Source organism: Microcoleus sp. w2-18bC1 (assembly GCF_036700365.1).
Classification (GTDB): domain Bacteria; phylum Cyanobacteriota; class Cyanobacteriia; order Cyanobacteriales; family Microcoleaceae; genus Microcoleus.
The window spans coordinates 61614-85104 of record NZ_JAUBOS010000010.1 but is presented as its reverse complement, the minus strand read 5'-3'; the positions used below and the strand labels follow the sequence as shown (position 1 = coordinate 85104).

At 45.1% G+C, this 23491-nt stretch carries 20 protein-coding genes; 7 read left to right on the top strand and 13 right to left on the bottom strand.

The annotated features are described in order from the left end of the window. The first annotated feature begins 118 nt into the window (after window positions 1–118). Both QT979_RS09065 and QT979_RS09060 read left to right on the top strand, forming a co-directional pair. Window positions 119–4933, top strand: a complete 4815-nt coding sequence (locus tag QT979_RS09065; protein ID WP_333309330.1) for an SNF2-related protein — start codon at window positions 119–121, stop codon at window positions 4931–4933. A 235-nt stretch (window positions 4934–5168) separates the two neighbouring features. Continuing rightward, window positions 5169–5996 (top strand): SWIM zinc finger family protein, encoded by an 828-nt coding sequence (locus tag QT979_RS09060; RefSeq protein ID WP_333210263.1) that lies wholly within the window; start codon window positions 5169–5171, stop codon window positions 5994–5996. A gap of 151 nt (window positions 5997–6147) precedes the next feature. Here the strand turns inward: QT979_RS09060 and QT979_RS09055 are convergent, their stop codons facing one another. Continuing rightward, window positions 6148–6786, bottom strand: coding sequence for an HAD-IA family hydrolase (locus QT979_RS09055; RefSeq protein WP_333210261.1), 639 nt, complete (start codon window positions 6784–6786; stop codon window positions 6148–6150). A gap of 176 nt (window positions 6787–6962) precedes the next feature. Further along, window positions 6963–7928, bottom strand: coding sequence for a tRNA epoxyqueuosine(34) reductase QueG (gene queG / locus QT979_RS09050; RefSeq protein WP_333309327.1), 966 nt, complete (start codon window positions 7926–7928; stop codon window positions 6963–6965). A 209-nt stretch (window positions 7929–8137) separates the two neighbouring features. Here queG and QT979_RS09045 point away from each other — a divergent pair, with 209 nt between their 5' ends. Both QT979_RS09045 and QT979_RS09040 read left to right on the top strand, forming a co-directional pair. After that, a complete protein-coding gene (locus QT979_RS09045) occupies window positions 8138–9100 on the top strand; it encodes an orange carotenoid protein N-terminal domain-containing protein (RefSeq protein ID WP_333210258.1) in 963 nt (320 codons plus the stop codon). Window positions 9101–9447: 347 nt separating this feature from the next. Beyond that, on the top strand, window positions 9448–9873 hold the full coding sequence (locus QT979_RS09040; RefSeq protein WP_333210256.1) for a nuclear transport factor 2 family protein: 426 nt from the start codon (window positions 9448–9450) through the stop codon (window positions 9871–9873). 345 nt (window positions 9874–10218) lie between these two features. On the opposite strand, the gene QT979_RS09035 is transcribed toward QT979_RS09040, so the two are convergent. From QT979_RS09035 to rsmH, 3 genes are all read right to left on the bottom strand, one after another. Further along, a complete protein-coding gene (locus QT979_RS09035; protein WP_006633914.1) occupies window positions 10219–10641 on the bottom strand; it encodes an ATP-binding protein in 423 nt (140 codons plus the stop codon). A gap of 509 nt (window positions 10642–11150) precedes the next feature. Continuing rightward, window positions 11151–12824, bottom strand: coding sequence for a SpoIIE family protein phosphatase (locus tag QT979_RS09030; protein ID WP_333230745.1), 1674 nt, complete (start codon window positions 12822–12824; stop codon window positions 11151–11153). Window positions 12825–13386: 562 nt separating this feature from the next. Further along, on the bottom strand, window positions 13387–14289 hold the full coding sequence (gene rsmH, locus QT979_RS09025) for a 16S rRNA (cytosine(1402)-N(4))-methyltransferase RsmH (RefSeq protein WP_333309324.1): 903 nt from the start codon (window positions 14287–14289) through the stop codon (window positions 13387–13389). 57 nt (window positions 14290–14346) lie between these two features. On the opposite strand from rsmH, the gene QT979_RS09020 reads away from it, so the two are divergent. Together QT979_RS09020 and QT979_RS09015 are read left to right on the top strand one after the other, a co-directional pair. Further along, entirely contained in the window at window positions 14347–15531 is a 1185-nt protein-coding gene (locus QT979_RS09020) for an NAD(P)H-quinone oxidoreductase subunit H (protein ID WP_333210250.1), read from the top strand. Window positions 15532–15772: 241 nt separating this feature from the next. Next, the gene (locus QT979_RS09015) at window positions 15773–16987 is read left to right on the top strand and encodes a class I SAM-dependent methyltransferase (RefSeq protein ID WP_333210249.1); all 1215 of its coding nucleotides are present in this window, start codon (window positions 15773–15775) and stop codon (window positions 16985–16987) included. A 146-nt stretch (window positions 16988–17133) separates the two neighbouring features. On the opposite strand, the gene QT979_RS09010 is transcribed toward QT979_RS09015, so the two are convergent. From QT979_RS09010 to QT979_RS08975, 8 genes are all read right to left on the bottom strand, one after another. Then, entirely contained in the window at window positions 17134–17325 is a 192-nt protein-coding gene (locus tag QT979_RS09010; protein WP_333210247.1) for a DUF433 domain-containing protein, read from the bottom strand. Between the two features lie 117 nt (window positions 17326–17442). After that, window positions 17443–18090, bottom strand: a complete 648-nt coding sequence (locus QT979_RS09005) for a hypothetical protein (protein WP_333210246.1) — start codon at window positions 18088–18090, stop codon at window positions 17443–17445. A gap of 139 nt (window positions 18091–18229) precedes the next feature. Next, window positions 18230–18760: a deaminase domain-containing protein gene (locus QT979_RS09000; RefSeq protein WP_333210244.1), complete on the bottom strand. Its 531-nt coding sequence runs from the start codon at window positions 18758–18760 to the stop codon at window positions 18230–18232. Window positions 18761–18901: 141 nt separating this feature from the next. Further along, a complete protein-coding gene (locus QT979_RS08995; RefSeq protein ID WP_333210242.1) occupies window positions 18902–20002 on the bottom strand; it encodes a DNA cytosine methyltransferase in 1101 nt (366 codons plus the stop codon). A 96-nt stretch (window positions 20003–20098) separates the two neighbouring features. Continuing rightward, window positions 20099–20848, bottom strand: coding sequence for a Uma2 family endonuclease (locus QT979_RS08990; RefSeq protein ID WP_333309321.1), 750 nt, complete (start codon window positions 20846–20848; stop codon window positions 20099–20101). 304 nt (window positions 20849–21152) lie between these two features. After that, window positions 21153–22427 carry a histidine--tRNA ligase gene (gene hisS / locus QT979_RS08985; protein ID WP_333309319.1) on the bottom strand — a complete coding sequence of 425 codons (1275 nt, stop codon included), beginning with the start codon at window positions 22425–22427 and terminating at the stop codon, window positions 21153–21155. 109 nt (window positions 22428–22536) lie between these two features. Next, window positions 22537–22818: a hypothetical protein gene (locus QT979_RS08980; protein WP_333083165.1), complete on the bottom strand. Its 282-nt coding sequence runs from the start codon at window positions 22816–22818 to the stop codon at window positions 22537–22539. A gap of 34 nt (window positions 22819–22852) precedes the next feature. Next, window positions 22853–23128, bottom strand: a complete 276-nt coding sequence (locus tag QT979_RS08975; RefSeq protein WP_006633901.1) for a photosynthetic electron transport-dependent transcriptional regulator PedR — start codon at window positions 23126–23128, stop codon at window positions 22853–22855. A gap of 60 nt (window positions 23129–23188) precedes the next feature. Here QT979_RS08975 and QT979_RS08970 point away from each other — a divergent pair, with 60 nt between their 5' ends. Continuing rightward, window positions 23189–23386 carry a hypothetical protein gene (locus tag QT979_RS08970; protein WP_333230737.1) on the top strand — a complete coding sequence of 66 codons (198 nt, stop codon included), beginning with the start codon at window positions 23189–23191 and terminating at the stop codon, window positions 23384–23386. Window positions 23387–23491: the final 105 nt, after the last annotated feature.

Sequence of the window (23491 nt, the reverse complement as noted above, 5' to 3'; positions counted from 1 at the left end):
ACCTAATTCCTATCTGGCTCAAAATTTCCTCGGTTTGTTTTAAATAAAATTTTCACAAATTCCATATAAATGCTGTAGTCAACCTCGCACTTAAATACAAATATCAGGGTAAAAAAATATGGCAATTTTACACGGCAGTTGGCTCCTAGAGGATGAGAAAAATTGCTTATTTATATGGGGAGAAACTTGGCGAAAAATAGGGGCAATTGACACCAAGGTGGGGATAAATCTACAGCATCCCTTAGCTATGACCGAAGCTGAATTTAAGAGTTTCCTAAATTCCTTGCAACAGTCGGGAAAACTGGATTGGCAATTACCGGAAACCGCAGAAACTCCACCGGAAAAAAGCAAAAAAACTAGGCGATCGCCTAAAACTCAAAACGCAGCAGAAATTCCCGCCCAAAACTCCTCGATTAAAAGGGAAATTCGGGCGATCGCACTTCCCACCCAAATCTCAGAATCAAACGCAACTCTGATGCCGCAGCACTCAGCAGCAGCACTTGAGGAACCCACTAAAACCGAGGAAATTTACCTTTATCCCTGGCAAGTCCAGGGTTTTTGTCTCAACCCTCAAGCAGCTTTTGTTTTCTTGCAATCACTACCCCTTAACAGCACAGAAACAGACTCTTTTGTCGGCTCAGATTTGCGTTTTTGGTCTCATATTGCTAGGTGGAGTTTGGATTTGTTGGCAAGATGCAAGTTTTTGCCTGGATTGGAGAAACAGTCGGACGGTTCTGCTATTGCCAAATGGCAACCGTTGTTAGATAGTTCTACAGATACACTCCGCCTCGCCACTTTTGTCAAGCAAATGCCGACGGCTTGCAGAACATATCAGAAGAAGGAAGAAGGAAGTTCGGCAACGGATTCTGTAACGGATGTAACGGATGTCAGGAAGAAGGAAGAAGGAAGAAGGAAGAAGGAAGAAGGAAGAGGGGAAAAGGAAGAAGGAAGAGGGGAAAAAGAAGGAAGAGGGGAAAAGGAAGAAGAATCTAGTCAATTGCCTTTAGCGGTCGATTTGCCGATGGGGGCGGAGGAATTGGTGTTAGGCTTTTTGAGCAGTATTGTAGATAGTCAAGTGCGATCCTCTTCGAGGGCTGCGCTAACGACTGGTAGCTTTACTTTAGACATCAAAGCAGTTTCTCCTGTGCGCGACTGGCTGCAAGCTTTGCAGCAGGAATCTGGAATTGTGCAAGTAGAAACAGCAGCATTGGAAAACTTGGCAACCAAGCTGAGTGCTTGGACTGCACCGCTGCAAAACCAATTATCTCAACACAATCAATTTCGCACTTGCTTTCAACTCATACCACCAGCGCCCGGTAAAGCCGACTGGAGTTTAAATTATTGCTTGCAAGCAGCAGATGAAGCAGAATTTTTGGTAGACGCGACAACCATTTGGAACAACTCAGTCGAGCGTTTGAATTATGCAGGCAGGACTATAGAATTACCTCAAGAAACTTTGCTCAGCGGCTTGGGCTTAGCCTCAAAACTCTATCCGTTAATTGAACCGAGTTTGCAAGCACAGCGGCCTCAATCTTGTCTTTTAAAACCGTTAGATGCCTACAATTTTATCAAGTCTGTGGCTTGGCGTTTTACTGATAGCGGATTGGGCGTAGTTTTGCCGCCTAGTTTGACAAAGACGGATGGTTGGGCGAGTCGCTTGGGTTTGAGCATTCAAGCGGAAACTCCGAAAGTGACTCCGGCGAAAGGTGGGCTGGGATTGCAAAGTCTGCTAAATTTTAAGTGGGAATTGACGATCGGCGGACAGCGCATTTCTAAGGCAGAATTTGACAGATTGACCGCGTTGAATTCGCCTTTGGTGGAAATTAACGGCGAGTGGGTGGAGTTGCGCGCGCCGGATGTGAAAGCGGCTCAAACTTTTTTTGCCAGCCGCAAAGAGCAAATGACTCTTTCTTTGGAGGATGCTTTGCGTTTGGCGTCGGGCGATACTCAGATGATCGAAAAATTGCCTGTGGTGAATTTTGAGGCTACGGGTCAACTTCAGGAATTGTTGAATACTTTGAGCGATAATCAAGCGGTAAGTGCGATCGCAACTCCGGCTAGTTTCCGAGGACAATTGCGGCCTTATCAAGCGCTAGGAGCAGGCTGGTTAGCATTCTTAGAACGCTGGGGTTTGGGCGCTTGTCTCGCGGACGATATGGGGCTCGGTAAATGCGCCTTACCACAAACTTTGCTTTTTGTCAATGGTTTTTTACAAAAAGCTGAAAAAATATGGGAAACTTATGCCGGAAAAACAGAATTCGACGGTGAGGGCTTTTGGTCTGAACCTAACGAGCAATTATTGGTAAATTCCATAAATCAGGAAACAGGCAAAATTGTACAGGCGACTATTCGACGGCTTTACCGGCAGCAAGTGCAAGAAAAGTTGCGAACCATCAAACTACAAGATGGTAGCAGCATCACAATTACCCGCCGCCACAAATTGTTAGGACGCGATGGCTGGACAAATGACCTCAAGGTTGGAGATTATGTTTGCGTTCCTGCTAAATTGTATTGGGAAGGAAAGCCGGAAGATCCCGATTTGGTCAAGTTTCTGGCTTGGCAGATTGCTGAGGGATATGAGCAGCGCGATCGAGCTGTACTCTCGATCGCACAAAAAGATGCGACAGTTCTTCAAGAGTTACGTGTCGCACTGCACCGGATCGGCAAAAAGTATGGAGTAAAAATCAATAATCCTGCTGTTCGTACTCGTGCTAAGCAGACAGCAGCAGACTTGGTTGTATGTAGTCGATCGTACCAAAGCTTTCTTGAGTCTAAAGGCTACGAGTGGGGGAAGCTGTCAGCCGAGAAAAGCTTCCCGCAATTTATCATGCAAGCCAATCTTGACACCATACGGATTTTCCTCAAAAACTACTTTGATGCTGAAGGTTCTGTCTTCCTTAACACGCGAAATATCGAAATTAGCACCGCTTCGCCTTTAATCATCCAACAACTTTCTACACTGCTGCGGCGCTTTGGAATTTGGCTGCGAATCGCCACCAGACAGAAATGCGCCACCAATGGCAGCGGGATTTTTCGCACCTATTATATTGGCACTTTCGGCGGTAACTCAGCGCGCATATTTTTGCAGGAAATTGGCTTCGGTTATCCCGAAAAACAGCGTAAATTAGAGCAGAATTGCGAATCGGCTTGCAACACCAATGTTGAGGGAATTCCTGCTTCCGATATCGTCGCTCGTGCAGTGGAAATTACAAAATTACCATTGCGCCATTTCGGAATGCACAACCCGGTTTACATCAACGGTTCTCAGGAGTTTTCCCACAGGAGTCTGGCCAGGGTAGTCGCAGGGATGGAAAATATTTTAAATGGCTCGGCAGAACAAGAATACCGTCAGCTCAAGCCTTCAAAGTGGACGAATCAAACTTTAGAAGCTTATGCAAATTTAGACACACAACAGCTAGATACAATCAGAGAAGGCTTACAACTTTTTCTAGACCAAGAAGTATTTTATTGCAGAATAGAAGAAATTGAGGATTTTGAGTACAGTGGGTGGGTTTATGATTTTGAGGTGAGCAAGCATCACAATTTTGTTGCCAATAATATCTTGTGCCACAATACTATTCAGCTTATTACTTTTCTCCTGCACTTACAGGAACAAGATGCCCTAGAAGCGCCAACATTACTGGTTTGTCCCACATCAGTATTGGGCAATTGGGAGCGCGAAGTCAAGAAATTTGGCCCGACGCTGAAAGTGTTAGTTCACCACGGAGACAAACGCCCTAAAGGCAAAGCATTTGCGACGGCAATTAAGGGAAAGGATTTAATAATTACCAGTTACGCGCTGGTGTTTCGGGATGCTAAGGAATTTCAAGGCATTAAATGGCAAGGATTGGTTTTGGATGAAGCGCAAAATATTAAAAATTCCGAGGCGAAGCAGTCGCAAGCGGTGCGACAAATCGAGGCATCTTTTAGAATTGCGCTGACGGGAACTCCCGTGGAAAATAGACTGCAAGAATTGTGGTCTATTTTGGACTTTCTCAATCCTGGCTATTTGGGGCCGCGCAATTTCTTTCAGCGCCGATTTGCAATTCCGATCGAGAAATACGGCGATCGAGAATCTTTGCAGACTTTGCGATCGCTCGTTCGGCCTTTCATCCTCCGCCGCCTGAAAACTGACAAAGAAATCATCCAAGATTTGCCCGAAAAACAGGAGATGACTGTGTTTTGCGGGCTGGCGGCTCAACAGGCGGTATTATATCAGAAAATAGTCGAAGAGTCAATAGCTGAATTAGACTCAGCCGAAGGCATTCAGCGTCGCGGAATGATTCTGGCTTTGCTGGTAAAACTCAAGCAACTTTGCAACCATCCGGCTCTTGTGAAAGCAGAAGCAAAGCCGAAAGAATTGGAGATTAAGAGTCAGGAATCGGGGAAATTGCAGCGGTTGGTGGAAATGTTAGAAGAGGTGCTCGCGGAGGGCGATCGGGCTTTAATTTTCACTCAATTTGCTGAATGGGGAAAACTCCTGAAACCACATCTAGAACAGCATTTAGGGCGAGAAGTTTTGTTCTTGTACGGAGGAATTCGGCAACAGCAGCGGGAAGAAATGATCGATCGCTTCCAGCACGACCCCCAAGGCCCGCCGATTATGATTTTATCTTTAAAAGCAGGCGGGACAGGTTTGAACTTAACCAGAGCAACTCACGTTTTCCACTATGACAGATGGTGGAATCCTGCAGTCGAAAATCAGGCAACTGACCGCGTATTTCGCATCGGTCAAACCCGCAATGTACAAGTTCACAAATTTGTCTGCACAGGTACGTTAGAGGAGAAAATACACGATATGATCGAAAGCAAAAAAGCGTTAGCCGAACAAGTTGTCAGCGCTGGCGAAAACTGGCTCACCGAGCTAGATACAGACCAACTTCGGAATTTACTGATTCTCGATCGCAATGCTATTATAGAAACAGAAGAATAATAATATAGCATTTCTCATAAAGATCACGTGCTATCGGTCATAGGGCATAGGGCATAGGGCATAGGGCATACCTCACTTTCTTGAGAACCGCTATATAACCCATTCCAAACAGCATGACACGGAAGTTACGAATACACGGATAGCTGTTTTTTTCTTTCTGAATTCAACATCCCAATTACCAATGCCCAATGCCCGATGCCCTATGACCGATGCCCAATTCCCAATTCCCAAATAAATGATTGACAGAGAATGGTGGACACAACAGTGGTTAGATTTAATCAATACCTATCGCTTCAAAAAGCGCTTAGAACGTGGCTGGCAATATGCGCGCGAAGGTAAAGTTCTCAGCATTAAATTCCCTAACCAAGAAGTAATTGCCGTAGTTCAAGGCACTGATCCAAAACCCTATCAAGTTTCTTTAGGCCTAGACACCTTAAGCGATGAAGATTGGGATTATGTGATTGAAAATATGTCTCAAAGAGCAGTTTTTTCAGCTAAACTCTTAGCAGGAGAAATGCCGCACAATATTGAAGATGTATTTGCAGCGGCGGGCAAAACGCTATTTCCGTTAAGTTTATCTGATATTCGATCGCGCTGTAGCTGTCCTGACCCGCAAAACCCTTGCAAACACATCAGTGCAGTATACTACTTATTGGGCGATCGCTTCAGTGAAGACCCCTTCGTACTCTTTCAACTGCGGGGGAGAACCAAAGAGCAAATTTTGACAGCACTTCGTCAAAGACGAGGTACGCAAGGAGAGGAAAATTCTCAACTCAACTCCGGCGAAAATGCGCCCACAGCGAATTCTAAATTGCCAAAGGTCGATCGCTTTTGGGAATACAATCAGCAGCTAGAATCATCTTTAGTAGTTATTGTACCCCCACCCAGCAGCGAAACAGTATTAGATATTTTAGGCCCAATTCCCATCGCCACCGACGGAAAAGGAAGCGCTAGTAAATCCTCGCCCGCATCTGACGCACTCAAGCAACATTTTAGCAAAATCTACCAAGCAGTTAGCCAGCAAGCAGTTTTAGCAGCACTAAAACGGGGCGAAGGAGATTAATACATTTTACTTTTACAGAGTATAATAGGGACTATAGCTGATAACAAATCAGGCTTTAATACCCCTTTTATTCTTTAGTCCCTCTCTGCTGCAACGAGAGTTTGGGTAGAATTGATTTCCACCGAGGAGTCTTACTTTTGGCAATTTCAGTTTACACTTCCCGCAAATTACTCATAATCTCTATCAATTCCTGGGGGCGTTTAATCAAAAAATCGGGATTGTGTGCAGCCAAAGCCTCCTGAGAATTAAAACCCCAAGCTACAGCCATTACCTTAATTCCTGTTTTTCGAGCAGCTTCTATATCTCTAATCTCATCTCCCACATAAACAACTTCTTTAGCATTTATATTTTCTCTTTTTAGCCAGCTATTAATAACTTTATGTTTGCCAAAAGTTGAACCCGAGTAAATAAATGTGAAAGTGTCTTGCAAACCGTTTTTTTCCATCGATGCCAAGACGTTTTCTCTGGAATTAGATGTGATAATGCCCAGTTGAAATCCCAGTTTTTTTAACTCCAGTAAAACTTCTTTAATTCCCGGAAATAATTGAATGTTGGGAATTTCGCTGCGTAACTCTGCTTTCAACATTCTAATCAACAGCGGGAATTTGAAGATAGAAATGCCAGAATACTGAAGGAGTTGCCAAGAAGTTAAATTGCTCAGTTGAGCGATTTGCTCCTTGGTCGCAGACTTAAAGCCCAATTCTACTGACAAACGGTTGGTGATGCTCAGAAGAATATCGATTGTATCTGCTAAAGTACCGTCAAAATCAAAAATAATTACTTTGGTCATGGGACAATAGCAAATAAGGAACCGGGGATCATACAATTTTAGATTTTAGATTTTAGATTTTAGATGGGGAATGACTTACTGCATAATGTATTGACTATTGGCGCTCCGTACATACCCTAGGGTTATTATCTATAGGGTAATGTGCCCCCTAAGCACCCTGACGAACATCTCAAATTTTAAGGGTTAATTTGATTGGCTTTGGCATTTCGCCGCAGCATTTCCGGTTTAATGCGCCGCAGCGCGGAAGCTGTAAATCTGCGGTTCCATTCCTCGTCGGAAATGTCGGCTAATTCTGCAAGTGTCGGTGCTATATTTTCAGGATAAGGCTCAAACTCTGCCACATCAGTTGGTTTAGCAAATCGCTGATTCCAAGGACAAACATCCTGACAAATGTCGCAACCTGCTACCCAACCTTGTAAATTAGATGCAATTTCGTAGGGCAATTTTTCGGCTCGATTCTCGATCGTGTGATAGGCTATACATCGATCGGCATTCACCACAAAAGGCTCAGTAATTGCTCCCGTCGGACACGCCTCAATGCAGCGAGTACAAGTACCGCAATGTTCCGTATGAGACTCATCCGACGCTAACTCCAAATTAGTCAAGATTTCGCCCAAAAACACCCAAGAACCGTATTCGCGCGAAATTACATTACCATTTTTGGCAATCCAGCCAATCCCGGCACGCTGCGCCCACATTTTATCCTGAATTGGCCCGGTATCAGCATAATACCGCGCTTCAATTCCCTCGCCTTGCGATCGCACCCAATTTGCCAAAACCTTCAGTTTTTTGTGAAAAATTCTGTGGTAATCCCGCCCCCAACCGTAGCGAGAGATTTTAGCATATTCGACCGCTGCATCGTCCCCCCCCTCACACAGGGGATTTTCGGGGCGTTGGTGGGGCGTGTAGTAGTTGATGGCGACACATATTAATGACTGCACCTCTGGCATTATTAATCGAATATCCTGCCGTTTCGGGTTTGCCATCCATGCCATATCTGCCTCATAACCCTTGTCCAGCCAAGCTTGCAATCTTTGTTTTTCTAAATCAAAATCCGCGTCTGTTGAGGCTATCCCCACTTTGTGAAATCCCAACTCAAGGGCTTTTTGCTTAATGCGATCGCTATTAATTGATTTTTTCATCACGTAAGAAACCACTGCACAATTTGTGCCATAAGTCTAGTAGTTTTAAGAGTATTTTTGGGACAGTATTGATAATTCTTTTACAATCTTTATATTTATAAGTTTGAACTCCAAAATGTCAAAAATGTTACATAATTTAATTTAGGGAGAATTCGATTCGCTAATTCAAGTACGCAAGTAAAACCGACAGCGAATCCCACAGCATACATATGGCAGTTAGTATTCAATCAGCTCAATCTATTTTTTCCAACACCGAGATCGCTAGCGTTGTTCCGGCTACCACGGAAGCGTTCTACAAACTCAGCGTTGAAGACCAACTCGCACTGCTCTGGTATGCCTACACCGAAATGGGCGTTTCCATTACCGCAGCAGCACCGGGAGTAGCCAGCATGGCGCTTGTCGAAGGCATTCTGAGCGAAATCAAGCAAATGTCGCCGGCTGCTCAAAGCAAAACCATGTTTGACCTAGCCAGCAACGCCGACACAACAATTGGCCGGATTTACACTTCTTTGCGCGTCAATACCAAACTCGGTTTCTGGTATGAGTTGGGACAGTTGATGAAACAGGGCCTTGTCGCTCCGATCCCCGCTGGCTATCAAATGTCTCCCGAAGCCACCCAAGTTCTCGAAACCATCAAAAAACTCGATCCGGGTCAACAAATTACCGTACTTCGCAACACCGTAGTTAACATGGGCTATGACCCTGCTTTTAACCAAGAGTACGGCAAACGCTCAGCCCCCCGCAGCACTCCCACCGCTCCAGAAGAGCGGGTGAAAACCCAAATTGAGGGTATTAGCGAGCAAACTGTACTCAGCTACATCGACTACATGAACGCCTTCGACTTCACGCCAGCCGTCGGTTTATTTGCTGAAGAAGGTGCCCTGCAACCACCTTTCCAAAAGCCGATCGTTGGTCGCGACGCTATCCTCAACTATATGCGGGAAGAGTGCGTAGGACTGAAAATGATGCCCCAGCAAGGCGTATCGGAACCTGCCGAAGATGGCTACCGACAAGTGAAAGTCACTGGCAAAGTCGAAACTCCCTGGTTCGGATCGAATGTGGGTATGAACATCGCGTGGCGGTTTTTGCTCGATCCCCAAGGTCAAATTTTCTTTGTGGCGATCGACTTGTTGGCATCTCCTAAAGAATTGCTCAATTTGATCCGCAAATAGAATATTCTTGTTGGCTCTGTTAAACAGGCTGGCCCAGAAACCCAGATGCCATTAGGTGTCTGGGTTTATATCATTTTAGATTTTAGATGTTAAATTTTAGATTCAAGAATTAAAGGATGAAAAATGAGTGATTGTATCAGGGTTTACAGCTTGGCTACACTTGTATTTTTTGAAAGTAGGATTGATTTTGGTCGATCGCTCTGAAATCTGCGATCGACGCTCTGCGCTTCCCGATTCCTCCTTTTTTCGGAGAATTATTTCCCTACCCCTACTTATATCTTTTGAGGGATTTGCTGCGACAAAGAGAATGATTACAGTATAATCATTCATTTGAAATCACTTGTTTTATGACCGCAACAACTCGACCTATTTTAACTAACTCTATAAAGATTGCAGGCATCACAATGCCAGGGATACTGCAATATTTTGAAACTTTAAACGCGGGGGATTTTGAAGCGACGGCTAATTTATTTGCCGATGATGGGGTTCTGCACGCGCCGTTTGAAGATCCAATTATCGGCAGGATTGCGATCGCCACTTATCTAAAAAAAGAAGCACGAGGAATGCAGCTAGAACCCCAGAAAGGTGTCAGCCAAATTTTAGAAGATGGCACTGTGGAAGTTCAGGTCAGCGGCCGGGTGAAAACTTCCGCATTTGGTGTTAATGTCGGATGGCTGTTCTTGCTCAATTCTGACCCAAAAATCCTTTCTGTTACGGTCAAACTGTTAGCTTCTCCCCAAGAATTGCTAAATCTGCGGTCACATAAGAAATAAGCTGTTTGATAAACTGTTTCAGATTTAAATTGCCTATTGCGGTTTGACCTGTCGATCGCACGTAATAGCTAAAGTCGTGCGATCGCCAGGTTAATCGGCTCTTTATCGCCAGAATCAGGCAGAAACCGGGTTTTTTCCAAATCTTTGGTAAAGTGCCACTCACGGTATAAAAATCCCGTTTCTGCGGTATTTGTGCGATCTGGACTGTACCCCTACAATCTTACAGTTTCTTAGAGAGGGACGCTACTGCACGAAAAACTGGCTGTCACCGCAGCGTGCGACAGACAGCCAAAGCGAGTCAAAAAGTGCATTGCCAATCATTAATGACTAATGACTAATGACTAATTAAGATTTTTCCGGCAAACTCGCTTCCAACTTTAGACAGTTGCGACCGTCTATTTGCAAAGTGTAGTCCACCCGATCCATAAGTCTACTCATAATCAGCCAGCCGTAGCCGCTTTCCTGTTTAGCTTCCGGCCTCGGCGGATTGTAAGTATCCATTTCGTAACCTTTACCGTAATCCCAAATTTCTAAACCAATATCCCTATTTTTTAAATTCAAGCGAATTAACACGGGCAAATTGGGTTGATCTTTGTGAGCATGGCGGATCACGTTAGAATAGGCTTCTGCTAACACCAAGCGCAAACGATTCGACTGACGTGGCCAATCGACGTGCTCTCCTAGCTCTACTTCCAAACTGCTCAGCAACCAATTTTCAACAATTGTTAAAAACCGCAAGTCGCTTGGCACATGAAGCTCAGTATTCATAAAAAAATCCCGTAAGTTTGAAAACCCCTGTGTCTTCACACCAGGTATGAAACACGACGCGCCGAATGGATTCGGCCTCAATACTTGTCGCTACTTGGAGGATACTAGCCTTTTCTGTTTAAAAATCAGGCATTCGTCATTCGGTAGAAGGCAGAAGTTAAGAGTATAGTTGAAAAATTTTGTTAGGGGCTTAAAGCCCATTAACAATTGATAATTATACCGAGACTGCAAGCAGCGAAGTATAAAAATCTGTGTTTCAATCCTTTGCTTTTAAGCGTTGGTTTTTTCTGACAAATGCCTTCTACCTTAACCCTTGACAGGTATTTAATCCCCCAGTAAAGCGATTCAGGAAACTAGCTGCGTCATCGCCGGCTAGGTTTTTTACTGTGGTTTTTGACTGTTGACGATAACGCCGTCCTTTGCAGGACTACTCTATGGGCCGTCAACAAGCAGGGCTTAAGTTTTTTCGGCTCTCACCCCCGACTATGCGTCGGGAGTCGCTGACAGATTCAAAGAACCTCCAGAGAGAGTATGGTTTGGTCGTCTTCCTGAACGGGATTATCGGCTCGGATGTGAGCCAACAAATTGTCCAAGTTGAAAGAACCAGGTTCTTGAATCAAGAGTTGCCAAAGCCCTTCTTGTTGTAGCATAGAACGGGTTGGTACACCCCCTGCTACCGCTTGACTTGTCACGCTAGCTTCAGTAATTCCGTCACTCGTCAGCAGAAATACATCTCCTGACTTTAGTTCGATCGCACCTGCTTTGCCTCTCCAAACTGGTAGTATCCCCAAGGGAATGCCACGAGCTTTCAGGAAATTCGGCTCGGCTGGCGTTTTACCGCTAGCGGCTTGAGCTTTCACCTCCGAGTGAGACCAAACAATCGGGTAAATGTGACCGGCATTAGCAAAGGCTAGGTGTCCGGTTGACGGAGTGTAACGAGCTACAACCATTGTAATAAAATGGTTGTTGCCGATCAGGTCGTCAGACATAGTGCTATTCATGTTCTGCATAACTTGATCGGGCTCTGGAGAAACTTCTTGGGAAAGTTCCCGCCGCATCACCGAAATCGCGCTGGCCATAAATAGAGCAGCCGGAACTCCCTTACCCGAAACATCTCCCACCGCTATCCAAATATCCCCCTGAGAGTGAACGTAGACTTCAAAAAAGTCGCCGCCAACTTCCCGCGCGGGATAACAGCAAGCTTGCACCCTGACTGTTTCAAAATCCGGCCAACTTTGGCGCAACAAGTTTGTTTGGATTTGGCGAGCCACTTCCAACTCGTTTTGCATCTGCTTGGCTAAATCCAGAGTCCGCTGGTAGAGCTTAGCTTGAGACAGGGCGAGAGCAGCTTGAGCTGCTACACCTTCTATTAACTCTATATCTTCTGCCGACCAAGGGTTAGCGCCGCCAATCTGGCACAAAGCCAGTACCGCCAGCAATTCTTGCTGGTAAGTCAGGGGCACGGCAATCTCAACCGAGTTACCATCCCCCCCACTGTTTGGGTTCACTTGAGTTTGGCGGCTGGCTACGGCTTGAACCAGCAAATTTTCATCAAAAGAAAAGCTACTGGCTTCAGAGGTTTGGGATTGGTAGGGGAAGGTACTCGGCAATAGTCGATCGGCTTCTACCGGCCGCAGCATACAATAGTTGGCCTCAAAAGTTTGACCTACGGTTTGAACAATAGTTTGTACCATACTAGAGTAATCAAGCGACCCGCGAATCACGCTCATTACCTCATTGAACAGAGATTCCTTGCGTAAAGCGCGGCGCAATGCAACGCTGCGCTGCTTGTAGTATTTGTAAGTATCTGAGGCTTGATTGATCACCAATTTGAGTTCTTCTGGATTCCACGGTTTGGTGATGTATTTGAAAACTTGACCTGAGTTGATGGCCTCAACCAAATCTTCAACATCGGTGTATCCCGTTAGCAGAATCCGAATCGTATCGGGAAATCGCTCGACTGTTTTCCCCAAAAACTCGGTGCCATTCATTTCTGGCATCCGCTGGTCAGATATAATCACCGCCATCTCACCCTGTTCGTCTAGAACTTCCAGGGCGCTGAGGGCGCTATCTGCTTTGTAAACCTGAAAGTCGCGTCGAAACGTCCGGTACAATAAATCCAAGTTGTCGGGTTCGTCATCGACTACCATCAGTTTCAGCTTGCTTCCATCTCCCCGACTCATCTTTCTTCCCCCTTGAAAACCCCCACCATAGCTGTAATCAGCAAGGTGGCGGGAGGAAAAGGGGGGCTGGATATATGCAACATATCAGTTACGTCAAGTTGAGTTAAAGAAACCCGTTTTACCTCAAGGTGAGCATTCCTTTCGCACCATCTGTTCGCACAGATGAGAGGCTTTCGATACTGTAACCCGCCTCGGTAGGCCGCTTCAATAGGGAAAATTCCCGAGTCAGCTTTCACGCTGTGATACGAGCAATGACCTTGTTAGCAGTTGGTACTTTTCTAAACACACCAGCATTCAAAACGGCTAATTAATGTTCTGATTGCAGAGTTCTTAACTAGCTGGGTACTGTCCTCGGTGTGAATTTTAACACTTACTACTAACGCAGGTATTGCTACCTAAGTCTGGTCAACACCGGCTGTATTTCCAGCCCCACTGTACCCGGAGGGTTAGTGGTGGGTTGTTGGCGCTATTCCCTACATCTTTGCCGAATCGTACTTGATTGCTGCATGCAAGTCTCCTTAATCTCTGAACTTTTTGCAGCAAGCATATTACTACTGCCGAATCAAGTTATTCTTTCTGCCAGTCTGAGCTTAGCAGAACGAGAGCGGGGATTTCTAGCGACTTCTTCGGATTGTGGGACGATCGGCTTTTTTGTCAGTACCTGCAAATTGGGTGTTCCTCTGAGTTGGTGCTTGACTGGTCGGTCTTCGAGACTGTGAAATGTAATGATTCCGATTCTCCCACCGGGTTTTAACCACCGTGGGGCTTGGTTGAGGAAAGTTTCTAAAGAAGCGAGTTCGGAGTTGACAGCTATCCTTAAAGCTTGGAAAGTACGGGTGGCCGGATGGATTCTGCCGTTGCGCTGCTTGGGGGGGAAGCTGGAGGCGATCGCGCCTGCAAGTTCTGTTGTAGTTTGAAAAGGACGGCTTTGCACAATCCGCCTCGCGATCCGCCGCGACAGTCGCTCCTCGCCGTACTTGTAAATAATATCTGCTAGTTTAACTTCTTCCCAGTGGTTGATAATCTCTTCTGCCGTCAAAGATTGCTGCTGGTTCATACGCATATCTAGTTGAGCTGGGTGGCGAAAACTAAATCCTCGTTCCGGTGTATCGAACTGAGCAGAGCTGACGCCCAAGTCTGCTATGATACCATCAAATTCGGCCTCTGAGGACTGATATTCAGCAAAGTTGCCGTGCCAAAACTCAACGGGCGAGTTGGCAAATCGGGCTTGGCAAAAACGGATGGCTTGTTCATCGCGGTCGATCGCCACCACTGTAACATCTGGCGCCGCCGCTAAAATCAAACTCGTGTGTCCCCCGCCCCCAAGCGTCGCGTCCAAATAGTGCCCGCCTGGACGCACAGCCAAACCGGCAATTAACTCTTGACCCAAAACTGGAACGTGATAGGTGTCAATACTCACATCCGATCCAAGGGTCTCCTTCTCAGAGAGCTCGATATCCTTCATAATCATAAAAGCCAAACAAAAATCAACAATAGCTAGTAATCATTAATTCATTTAATTATGTCAAGAATTGAGACTAGAACCGAACCGATGGTGCTCAACATGGGGCCGCACCACCCATCCATGCACGGGGTACTCCGGTTAATCGTCACCTTAGACGGGGAAGACGTAGTGGACTGCGAGCCTGTTTTGGGCTATCTGCACCGCGGGATGGAAAAAATCGCCGAAAATCGCACCAACGTGATGTACGTGCCCTACGTGAGCCGCTGGGACTATGCTGAGGGGATGTTTAACGAAGCGGTTACAGTAAATGCGCCGGAAAAGTTAGCGAATATTGCTGTCCCCAAACGGGCGAGTTACATTCGGGTAATCATGCTGGAGTTGAACCGGATTGCTAACCATTTGTTGTGGTTGGGGCCGTTTTTGGCGGACGTGGGGGCGCAAACTCCTTTTTTCTATACTATGCGTGATCGCGAGATGATTTTAGACTTGTGGGAAGCAGCCACAGGTTATCGCATGGTGAATAATAACTATTTCCGCATTGGCGGAGTTGCCGCCGATTTGCCTTACGGTTGGGTAGATAAGTGCGAAGATTACTGCGATTATTTCGTTCCCAAAATTGACGAGTACGAACGTTTAATTACCAACAATCCAATCTTCCGCCGCCGGATTGAAGGCCTGGGTACTATTTCTCGCGAAGAAGCGATTAACTGGGGACTTTCCGGTCCGATGTTGCGCGCTTCCGGCGTTAAGTGGGATTTGCGGAAAGTTGACCATTACGAATGTTATGACGACTTCGACTGGGAAGTTTGTACCGAAGCTGCTGGCGATTGTTTGGCCCGGTATGTGGTGCGGGTTCGGGAGATGCGCGAGTCGGTTAAGATTATCTATCAAGCCTTGAAAGGACTCCCCGGTGGCTCTTACGAGAATTTGGAAGCGAAGCGACTCGAAAGCGGGCCAAAATCTGAATGGAATGGTTTTGACTATCAGTTTATTGGCAAAAAAGTAGCGCCGACTTTTAAGATTCCCAAGGGCGAACATTATGTCCGCGTTGAAAGCGGCAAAGGTGAGTTGGGGATTTATATTATCGGGGATGATAGTGTCTTTCCTTGGCGCTGGAAGATTCGGACTGGGGATTTTAATAATTTGCAGATTTTGCCTCACATTGTGCGCGGCGTGAAGATTGCGGATTTGGTGGCGATTTTGGGGAGTATCGACATTATTATGGGCTCGGTTGACAGGTAGGTTTTGTCGGTTTTTATCTGAGAACTTAACCCGGTTTTTTTGTGGAACCGGGTTAATTTTTTTAAACCGCAGATGAACGCGGATAAACGCGGATGGATATCGATTAATATTGCTATTAACGTCGCTAAAATCTACCTTATTTCTCTCTTCTCTCTTCCTCTGCGCCCTCTGCGCCCTCTGCGGTTAATAAAAAAATCTCTCCTTCACAAAGGAAATAACATCAACTTTGATTCGATAAATTATGAAAGTTCAGCAATCAGATATCAATGACAGCAACCCGGAGCTCTGCGCTTTAATCTGCGAAAGAATTGCGGCAACTCCGCAGCAGCGAATTACTTTTGCTGAATATATGGATTTGGCATTATATCATCCGCAGCACGGATATTATAATAGCGATCGCCCCTCGATCGGCAAACAAGGCGATTTTATCACGTCGTCTCATTGGGGTGCTGATTTTGCGGAGGTTTTGGCACAGCAGTTTTTGGAAATGTGGGAATTGCTCGATCGCCCCTTCAATTTCGCGATCGTAGAAATGGGCGCTGGGCGGGGGAATTTTGCAGAAAATGTGCTGCAATATCTGCAACGGCAACATCCCGACTTATTTAAAGCTTTAACATACATAATTGTTGAAATTTCGCCAATACTTCAAGCGGAACAACGCCAAAGCTTAAGTGATATCAAGTGTGTTAAGTGGTGCGATTGGGATGAGATAGTTAATAATTCGATTGTGGGCTGTTTCTTTTCTAACGAGTTAGTGGATGCTTTGCCAGTGCATCAATTCATTCTGGAAGAAGGGCAAGTTAGGGAGATTTACGTTGCCGCAGAAACGCCCAAGAATGAACAAAAAGAGATAAAATTTATTGAAGTAATTGACGAAGTTTCCACCCCTAAAATTGGCGAGTATTTGGATTTTGTGGGCATCGATTTGTCGGCGAGTGTTTATGGGGACGGATATCGCAGTGAGGTAAATTTGGCTGCTTTGAACTGGATGAGTACAGTTGCTCAAAAGTTGCAGCGAGGATATTTGTTAACTATTGATTATGGCTATGCGGCGCACCGCTATTACAATCCGAGGCGCAGGGAGGGGACGCTACAGTGTTATTATCGCCACCGATATCACAGCAATCCTTATATTAATGTGGGGCGGCAGGATTTGACGGCTCATGTTAATTTTACGGCGCTGGAAAGGCAGGGTGAATTGTGCGGTTTGGATGTGGTAGGGTTTACTCAGCAGGCTTTGTTTTTGATGGCGTTGGGTTTGGGCGATCGTATTGCTTCTTTATCAACAAATGATGCAGAAGTATTGGATGTGGCAACGTTTTTGCAGCGCCGGGAGGCTTTGCATCAATTGATCGATCCGATGGGTTTGGGGGGTTTTGGGGTTTTGGTGCAGTGTAAGGGGTTGAGGGAGGAGGAAAAGGGGAGAATATTGAAGGGTTTGATGGTGCCTGATTGATAATTCCAGATTGATGATTAACTAATTTAATAGTTGAGATTTTTTGAACCGCCGATGAACGCTGATTAACGCTGATGTAATTTTGATTGATTCTGTATCTACCCAAATTATTGTCATACAACCAATACCGGATGATTGAGTTTGCGCTAAGCATACAAAAGAGATGCTTTCAGATCGTCAGCTTCAAGATCGGGCATTTCTTCTAGTATTTGTTCCTCACTCAAACCAGCCACAAATAAGTCCAGTACGTCTGATACCCGAATTCTCATGCCGCGAATGCAAGGGCGACTGTCGCACTGTCTAGGATTAACAGTGATTCTTGCGAGTAGCTCCGACATTAAAGTTAGCTCCTACAACGCTTAGTTATAGTATGAATGAGAGCGCTCGTAATTGTCAATAACTGGATTCCCATGATTATTAACTAATTAAGCTGTGCCAATCACTTTGGTCATCACTTAAGCGCACTGACTCAGTGGCGGAAATTCCCATTTTCCTGAATATAAAGTAGATGGCAACTTTAAACAATAGGCAGCCGGAATCACCTCAATCAACCACCAATTAAACATATCTCGTTTTGCCACAGCAAAACCAGAAATAGCATCGCCGGTAATGGCATCATACAGAATATCTAAGATGGCATTATAGGCTGTTTTTGTATTGAGTGTTTGCAGCAAGCCATAGAAGATATTATAAGCTTCGTCAGTAGCTTGATATTTTCCAATTTTGTTGATATTAGGAAACAAGGTATCTGCACAAGTTTCGGGAATTTCACAACCATCCTTCAGCCAAGAAAATACAATTTTTTGAACTCTATCAGCCTTGTCTTCTTCAGGAAAGTAATGTTTAATCGTCGGTTTAGCTGCTAATGCTATTCCATAAGCCATATAGACGTATCGCTGATGGGATATTTGATTATTAGGCATCCCAAAGGATGTCATTACTTCTACAAAGGCTTCTTCTACATCGCTGTTTCCGCCTCTTTCGTATAAATCGCGATACTTTCTGTCCCAAACTGTGTGAAGTGTTTGTTGTAATTGCTCTGGAATATCTGAATTGTTGGGCAACTTGAAATCGGTGTAATGACCTATGTCAAACTGTATCATTGACTTCCCTCCTTAGGTATTTTTCTTAATCGTAAACTAGGAGCCAGGTAATATTAAGCTTCATATCACCTCCATTCTACCTTACCCAGAAAAGCCAGTAAAGCCCTGGTAAGCTCTACTGACTTTCTATCCTGTACTTCTACGGATATGGCTGGTTGTAGAAGATAATCACTTGAATATTCGGAAATCTCATTTTAAAGTCCTCATCACAAGTAATGTTACAGCCAGAACACATATCTTTCTCAGTGTAGAGGTAGAGTATTCCTTCTACATCCAAGGAAACATCATCTCTTTCCAAGTCTTGTGCGAGTGCATTAAAAAGCTTATACTCAGCGTCACACTCATTCAAACAGCCTCTTGCTCTATCAAACCTCGGTACAAAAAACTGCTTTGGCCCATCCTCTTCACCTGGAATATTCAGAGGATCTCGCTTGCTGGTAGCTTCTAGGTTATAGACTTTGCCTGTCGGGATCTCCAACTTGACAACAGCAGCATTGCCAGAACGATTTTTTTTATTTGAATCTCCTTTTTGGATATGGATCAACCGAATATCTTGAACTTTCGTCTGTAGTTCCTCTACGATGTCCGCATGGCACTCAGGTATGCCTTCGGGATACTCGTAATGAGGTGTGTTTCTAGAGGGGTTTCCTGTAGTGAAGTTTTTGTTCACGTGAGTAATGATTCATTTTGCACACACCGATAAATAAAAATATATAACCTGACTTAGATATAAGATTTAAGCTTCGTCTGACTCAGGTATTTTGATTATACCACACTTTTAAATTAACGGAAAACTCTGCTCGTACCCCTCTTATTCAGCCCATTTTAATCGTTCTTGAATAGACATCCCCTGCAACTTTTTACTCATTTCATATAAATCCACTTGCGGATAATCCCCCTTAAATAGCGGAATTAAAGCCTCAACAACAGCAGCGATTCCCTGCGGCGGCACTGCATTGCCAATCTGCCGCCGCACTTCTGTCGTAGAACCTTCAAAAACAAAATCATCGGGAAATGTTTGCAATCTTGCCCTTTCACGATTTGTCAAAGAACGCGGTTCTAAATAATGATAACCCCAAGTTCCGCCACCTCCACCAGCAATAATTGTCGATGATGGTTTATCAGGATGAATTCGCCGATAAACGTGACTGATCATGCCTTTGACATAGTATGGACTATCCTTGGGAATATCAGAGAAATTGCCTCCCGGTTTAATTCGATTTAAAATTTCAACGGTGCGGGCTTGAATTTTATGATGTTGGTTATTGTCAAGAACTGCTTCCACATTTTTGAGTGCTTCGCCCGCTGTTCGATAAGGATGTTTGCGATTTTGACCGTATTCTGGCTGAGGATGCACAAAGTTAAATCCTGTATCCATCCGAATCCCAACTAATAACACTCTTTGCCGAAATTGCGGAACTCCGTAATCGGCAAAGTTGTAGAGTTTAGGTTTAACTAAGTAGCCGGGAGCTATACTTTCAAAGTCAGAAATTATTTGTTTTATTGCTTGATAATTATTGGCACTTAATAAGCCTTTGACATTTTCTGCTACAAAAGCTTTGGGCTTTTTTTTGTTGACAAAATCGAGAAAGTATGTATATAAATTGCCTCTGGTTCCTTCAAGTCCGGGGCGCTTCCAAATTAGGGAGAAATCTTGACAGGGGAACCCTCCTATACATATTTCTGCTTCGGGAACTTGTGCAATGTCTATATTTTCTATGCTGTCGTTGACGATGACATCAGCAATGTTTCGGCTGAATGTTTTGCAGGCGTATTTATTGGAGTCGATCGCCCAAACTACCTCAAATCCGGCTTGGTGGAAGGGCAAGTCCATGCCGCCGCAACCAGAAAATAAAGATATGAGTCGCGGTTTTTTTGCCCAGGCGATCGGCTGGAGACGTTCGATTAACATAGGAGTGCAAAGTTAGCCAAGGGCGGGCTGGATGCCCGCACCACAAGAGTGTCATCATACCAAAACCCGATCGAATTCGACTCATCAATTGATATTTCACTCTTCGTCATCTAACTCGATCCCCGCTTGACGCAGTTTTTCGGCCAATTTTTCAGCGCGGAGTCTTTCGCGATCGCCCCGTTCTTCCGACCAAAGCAACAATTCGCCTTCAGGATTCCACCACCTCAACCAACAGCCTGTCCTTCCTTCGTGGGTTCCTTCCCAAACTCCTAAAAACAAGTCTAATCCCGGTATCCAATAACGTCCGTTTTTATCAGGTTTTTGCAAGTTGTAGTGCTCTGATTCTAAAGCGTAAACTTCTAAATGAGCTGTTTTGGCTCGGAATATGACGTATCGGGGGACTTTGATTACTTGCTCGTAAAAATACCACTTTCCCACCCGCGAGGTAAACTCTACAGAGTATTCTTCTCCATAGGTTTCTGAAAGAAATTCCATCACGATTTGGGGGATGGTTCCTTCTGTGTGTGGAGTGTAACTACGGCGGACTTGCGAGACATTTTTTGGATTGACGGGTTTCACGTACATCCAATCTGGTGCTTTGCAGATAATACGCTGTTCCTCGCTGGTTGAACCTGGAAAACTTATACCGGCACACACGACAAAGTTGGAAACAATTAAGGCATCCTGCATTAATTCTGGAAATGCTGTTAGCGGCTGGCGCAAAGCGGCGGCTAATAATGGTTGGCTTTCGTCTTCCACGGGGTCGTCTGGTAGTTGGAAATCTTCTGGTAGTAGCGGCCAGGTGATTGTGAGTTTTGTTGCTGGGGTTTTAGTGGCTACAGACATAGTTTATCAGAGGTTAAATGTTTTAATGTTTAAATTATATCTTTTGGTTTTTCGGATTCATGTTAATGGCTTAATGACGAGGCAGATCCTCTGGATATGCGTTACCGGGCAGAGCCTGGTAACGAGGAAACCGACCGTTTCTTTTGTTTGTATCGAAGTCTAGATCCCCCCTAGCCCCCCTTAATAAGGGGGGGACAAGAGTGCCGTCAAAGCCATTCTCAATCAGGGGGGACAAGAGTGCCGTCAAAGTCCCCCTTATTAAGGGGGATTTAGGGGGATATAGACTGGGCTAAAACCGAGAGTTCTAAGGGTTGTTAATTTTCTGCTGTAGCTCGTTTGTCATTGCTAGTAGTTCCGATTGGGCGATCGCACTTTGTTCACCACTCGCCAACCACTTCAATTGTACCGTCTCGTTTTCAGCTTCCGCATCTCCCAAAACTAAACACGCAACAGCACCGCTTCTGTCGGCTCTTTTAAACTGTTTCCCGAAAGCACTGCCGCTCAAATCTATCTCGACACTAAACCCCGCACTTCGCAATTTTTGAGCTAACAATACCGATTGCTGTTCTGCTTTTTCGCCCCTAGATACAAAATAGAAATCTAACTTCGGCGCGGGCAAAGGTTGTAACTTTTGCAGCAGGATAATCAACCTTTCGATACCCATTGCCCAACCGACTGCCGCCGTATCTGGGCCGCCCAATTCCTTGACTAAACCGTCGTATCTGCCGCCTCCGCAAACTGTTGCTTGCGCTCCCAAATCGTCGGAGATAATTTCAAATGCGGTGTAGGTATAGTAATCTAAACCGCGCACTAATCTGGGATTTAACTGATAGCTAATTCCTAAATTTGTGAGCATAAGCTGCACTTGCTCGAAGTGCGATCGCGACTCATCGCCCAAATATTCTAAAATACTCGGTGCACCCTTGACAATTTCCTGAGTGCGCTCATTTTTACTATCCAAAATCCGCAGCGGGTTTCTAGTCAAGCGGTCTTGAGAATCGGCGTCTAATTCGTCTTTGTGCGGTGTAAAATAATCTATTAATGCTTGTCGATAATTTTGTCGGTCTTCCTTATTTCCGACAGAGTTAATATCGAGGCGCAAATTTTTTAAACCGAGAGTTTGCAGGATATCACAGGCGATCGCCATTACCTCGACATCCGCACGAGGATTCGCACTCCCCAAGACTTCCACGCCAATTTGATTAAACTGCCGCTGTCTTCCCTCTTGCGCGCGTTCGTAGCGAAACATCGGCCCCGCATACCACAGACGCTGCACGTCTCCCGCCGCGTACAAACTGTTTTGAATAAAAGCTCGGACTACTCCGGCTGTGCCTTCTGGTCGCAAAGTAGTCGATCGATCGCCCTTATCCTTAAAAGTGTACATTTCTTTGCCCACAACATCGGTAGCTTCGCCGATGCCGCGTTCAAATAAAGATGTCTGTTCAAAAATTGGCGTCCGAATTTCTCGATAAGCCGCTTTTTTTAAAATGGTTCTAGCGACTTCTTCTATATTTTGCCAATATTGAATTTCAGCGGGCAAAATATCCCGCGTTCCCGGTAAAGTTTTAATTGCACTCATTTTGTTAGTCAGTAGTCATTAGTCAGTAGTCATTAGTCATTAGTCAGTAGTCATTAGTCATTAGTCATTAGTTAACAGTCAACAGTTAGCAGTCAACAATTACCAATAACTAATGACTTAATAATTCCCACGCTCCGTAACGATCGCCATAATAAGCCAAAATGCGATCGACCCGCTCGCGACCTGCCAAATCGAACCCTTCAGGATACTGTATCCACAAACCCCCAACTTGGCTGTCGTAGTAATCAAACCGCTGCGACTGCTGCGGAATTAAACCGGTTTGCACCCCTTCAACTTGACGCAAATGGGTCGCCACTTCGCGATACACCGCCAGCGGCAATCCAGGGCTTTGAATTTGATAGCGGAGTTGTTTTTCTTGTGCCGTTTGCATCATTTCTTTGCCTGTCTCCAACCAAAATCCCTACTTAAGATACTTCTTTATCGATCGGCCGCGGTAGAGGACAGCAGTTAATATTGTCCAAACATACCTTTCCCCACTGCAACGCCCAGCGTACAAGCGTAACTCGATTGTCAGCCCGCGTCTTGTTCAAGATATTGCTAATGTGGTTGTCAACTGTACGCTTGCTAATCTCTAACTTTTCGGCGATTTTCTCATTAGTCAATCCCGCTGCTACTAACTCTACCACTTGCAATTCTCTGTCCGACAGGGTGACAGGGGTTCCAGAGACAATCCCACTCATAAATTTTTCCTATGTCTGCATATTTACCTATCTACAATTCTAAAGGATGAGGGATCAAGTATGAAGAGAAAATTAAATTTGCTGTGCTACTTTTTCGGGCCAGAAGCACCAACTCGCTTGCAGAATCGCCACGAGTGCAAACCCAGCGCGCACAAGGCAAGACGGGCAGCCACCACTCCTTGTGCGTCGGGTGGCGGATGCTGCCTTTACCTACCTCCATCTGACATCCGGGCCCAACCTGCAGATGTTGGCGCGTAAAACAACTAACTGATACCCCCGCACTATATTTGAGCCTTTAGGGAGTAACTGCCAATATCAGTAAGTCTGATATTATAGGAGCAGCCATAAAAAAATAGCTTGCAA

Excerpts from the sequence above, each read along its gene's own strand:
- QT979_RS08975 (WP_006633901.1), bottom strand. The coding sequence starts at position 23,128 with ATGAGTGGGATTGTCTCTGGAACCCCTGTCACCCTGTCGGACAGAGAA.
- QT979_RS09005 (WP_333210246.1), bottom strand. The coding sequence starts at position 18,090 with ATGATACAGTTTGACATAGGTCATTACACCGATTTCAAGTTGCCCAAC.
- QT979_RS08970 (WP_333230737.1), top strand. The coding sequence starts at position 23,189 with ATGAAGAGAAAATTAAATTTGCTGTGCTACTTTTTCGGGCCAGAAGCA.
- QT979_RS09030 (WP_333230745.1), bottom strand. The coding sequence starts at position 12,824 with ATGAGTCGGGGAGATGGAAGCAAGCTGAAACTGATGGTAGTCGATGAC.
- QT979_RS09045 (WP_333210258.1), top strand. The coding sequence starts at position 8,138 with ATGGCAGTTAGTATTCAATCAGCTCAATCTATTTTTTCCAACACCGAG.
- hisS (WP_333309319.1), bottom strand. The coding sequence starts at position 22,427 with ATGAGTGCAATTAAAACTTTACCGGGAACGCGGGATATTTTGCCCGCT.
- QT979_RS09035 (WP_006633914.1), bottom strand. The coding sequence starts at position 10,641 with ATGAATACTGAGCTTCATGTGCCAAGCGACTTGCGGTTTTTAACAATT.
- QT979_RS09040 (WP_333210256.1), top strand. The coding sequence starts at position 9,448 with ATGACCGCAACAACTCGACCTATTTTAACTAACTCTATAAAGATTGCA.
- queG (WP_333309327.1), bottom strand. The coding sequence starts at position 7,928 with ATGAAAAAATCAATTAATAGCGATCGCATTAAGCAAAAAGCCCTTGAG.
- QT979_RS09060 (WP_333210263.1), top strand. The coding sequence starts at position 5,169 with ATGATTGACAGAGAATGGTGGACACAACAGTGGTTAGATTTAATCAAT.
- QT979_RS09055 (WP_333210261.1), bottom strand. The coding sequence starts at position 6,786 with ATGACCAAAGTAATTATTTTTGATTTTGACGGTACTTTAGCAGATACA.
- rsmH (WP_333309324.1), bottom strand. The coding sequence starts at position 14,289 with ATGAAGGATATCGAGCTCTCTGAGAAGGAGACCCTTGGATCGGATGTG.
- QT979_RS08990 (WP_333309321.1), bottom strand. The coding sequence starts at position 20,848 with ATGTCTGTAGCCACTAAAACCCCAGCAACAAAACTCACAATCACCTGG.
- QT979_RS08995 (WP_333210242.1), bottom strand. The coding sequence starts at position 20,002 with ATGTTAATCGAACGTCTCCAGCCGATCGCCTGGGCAAAAAAACCGCGA.
- QT979_RS09015 (WP_333210249.1), top strand. The coding sequence starts at position 15,773 with ATGAAAGTTCAGCAATCAGATATCAATGACAGCAACCCGGAGCTCTGC.
- QT979_RS09010 (WP_333210247.1), bottom strand. The coding sequence starts at position 17,325 with ATGTCGGAGCTACTCGCAAGAATCACTGTTAATCCTAGACAGTGCGAC.
- QT979_RS09065 (WP_333309330.1), top strand. The coding sequence starts at position 119 with ATGGCAATTTTACACGGCAGTTGGCTCCTAGAGGATGAGAAAAATTGC.
- QT979_RS08980 (WP_333083165.1), bottom strand. The coding sequence starts at position 22,818 with ATGCAAACGGCACAAGAAAAACAACTCCGCTATCAAATTCAAAGCCCT.
- QT979_RS09020 (WP_333210250.1), top strand. The coding sequence starts at position 14,347 with ATGTCAAGAATTGAGACTAGAACCGAACCGATGGTGCTCAACATGGGG.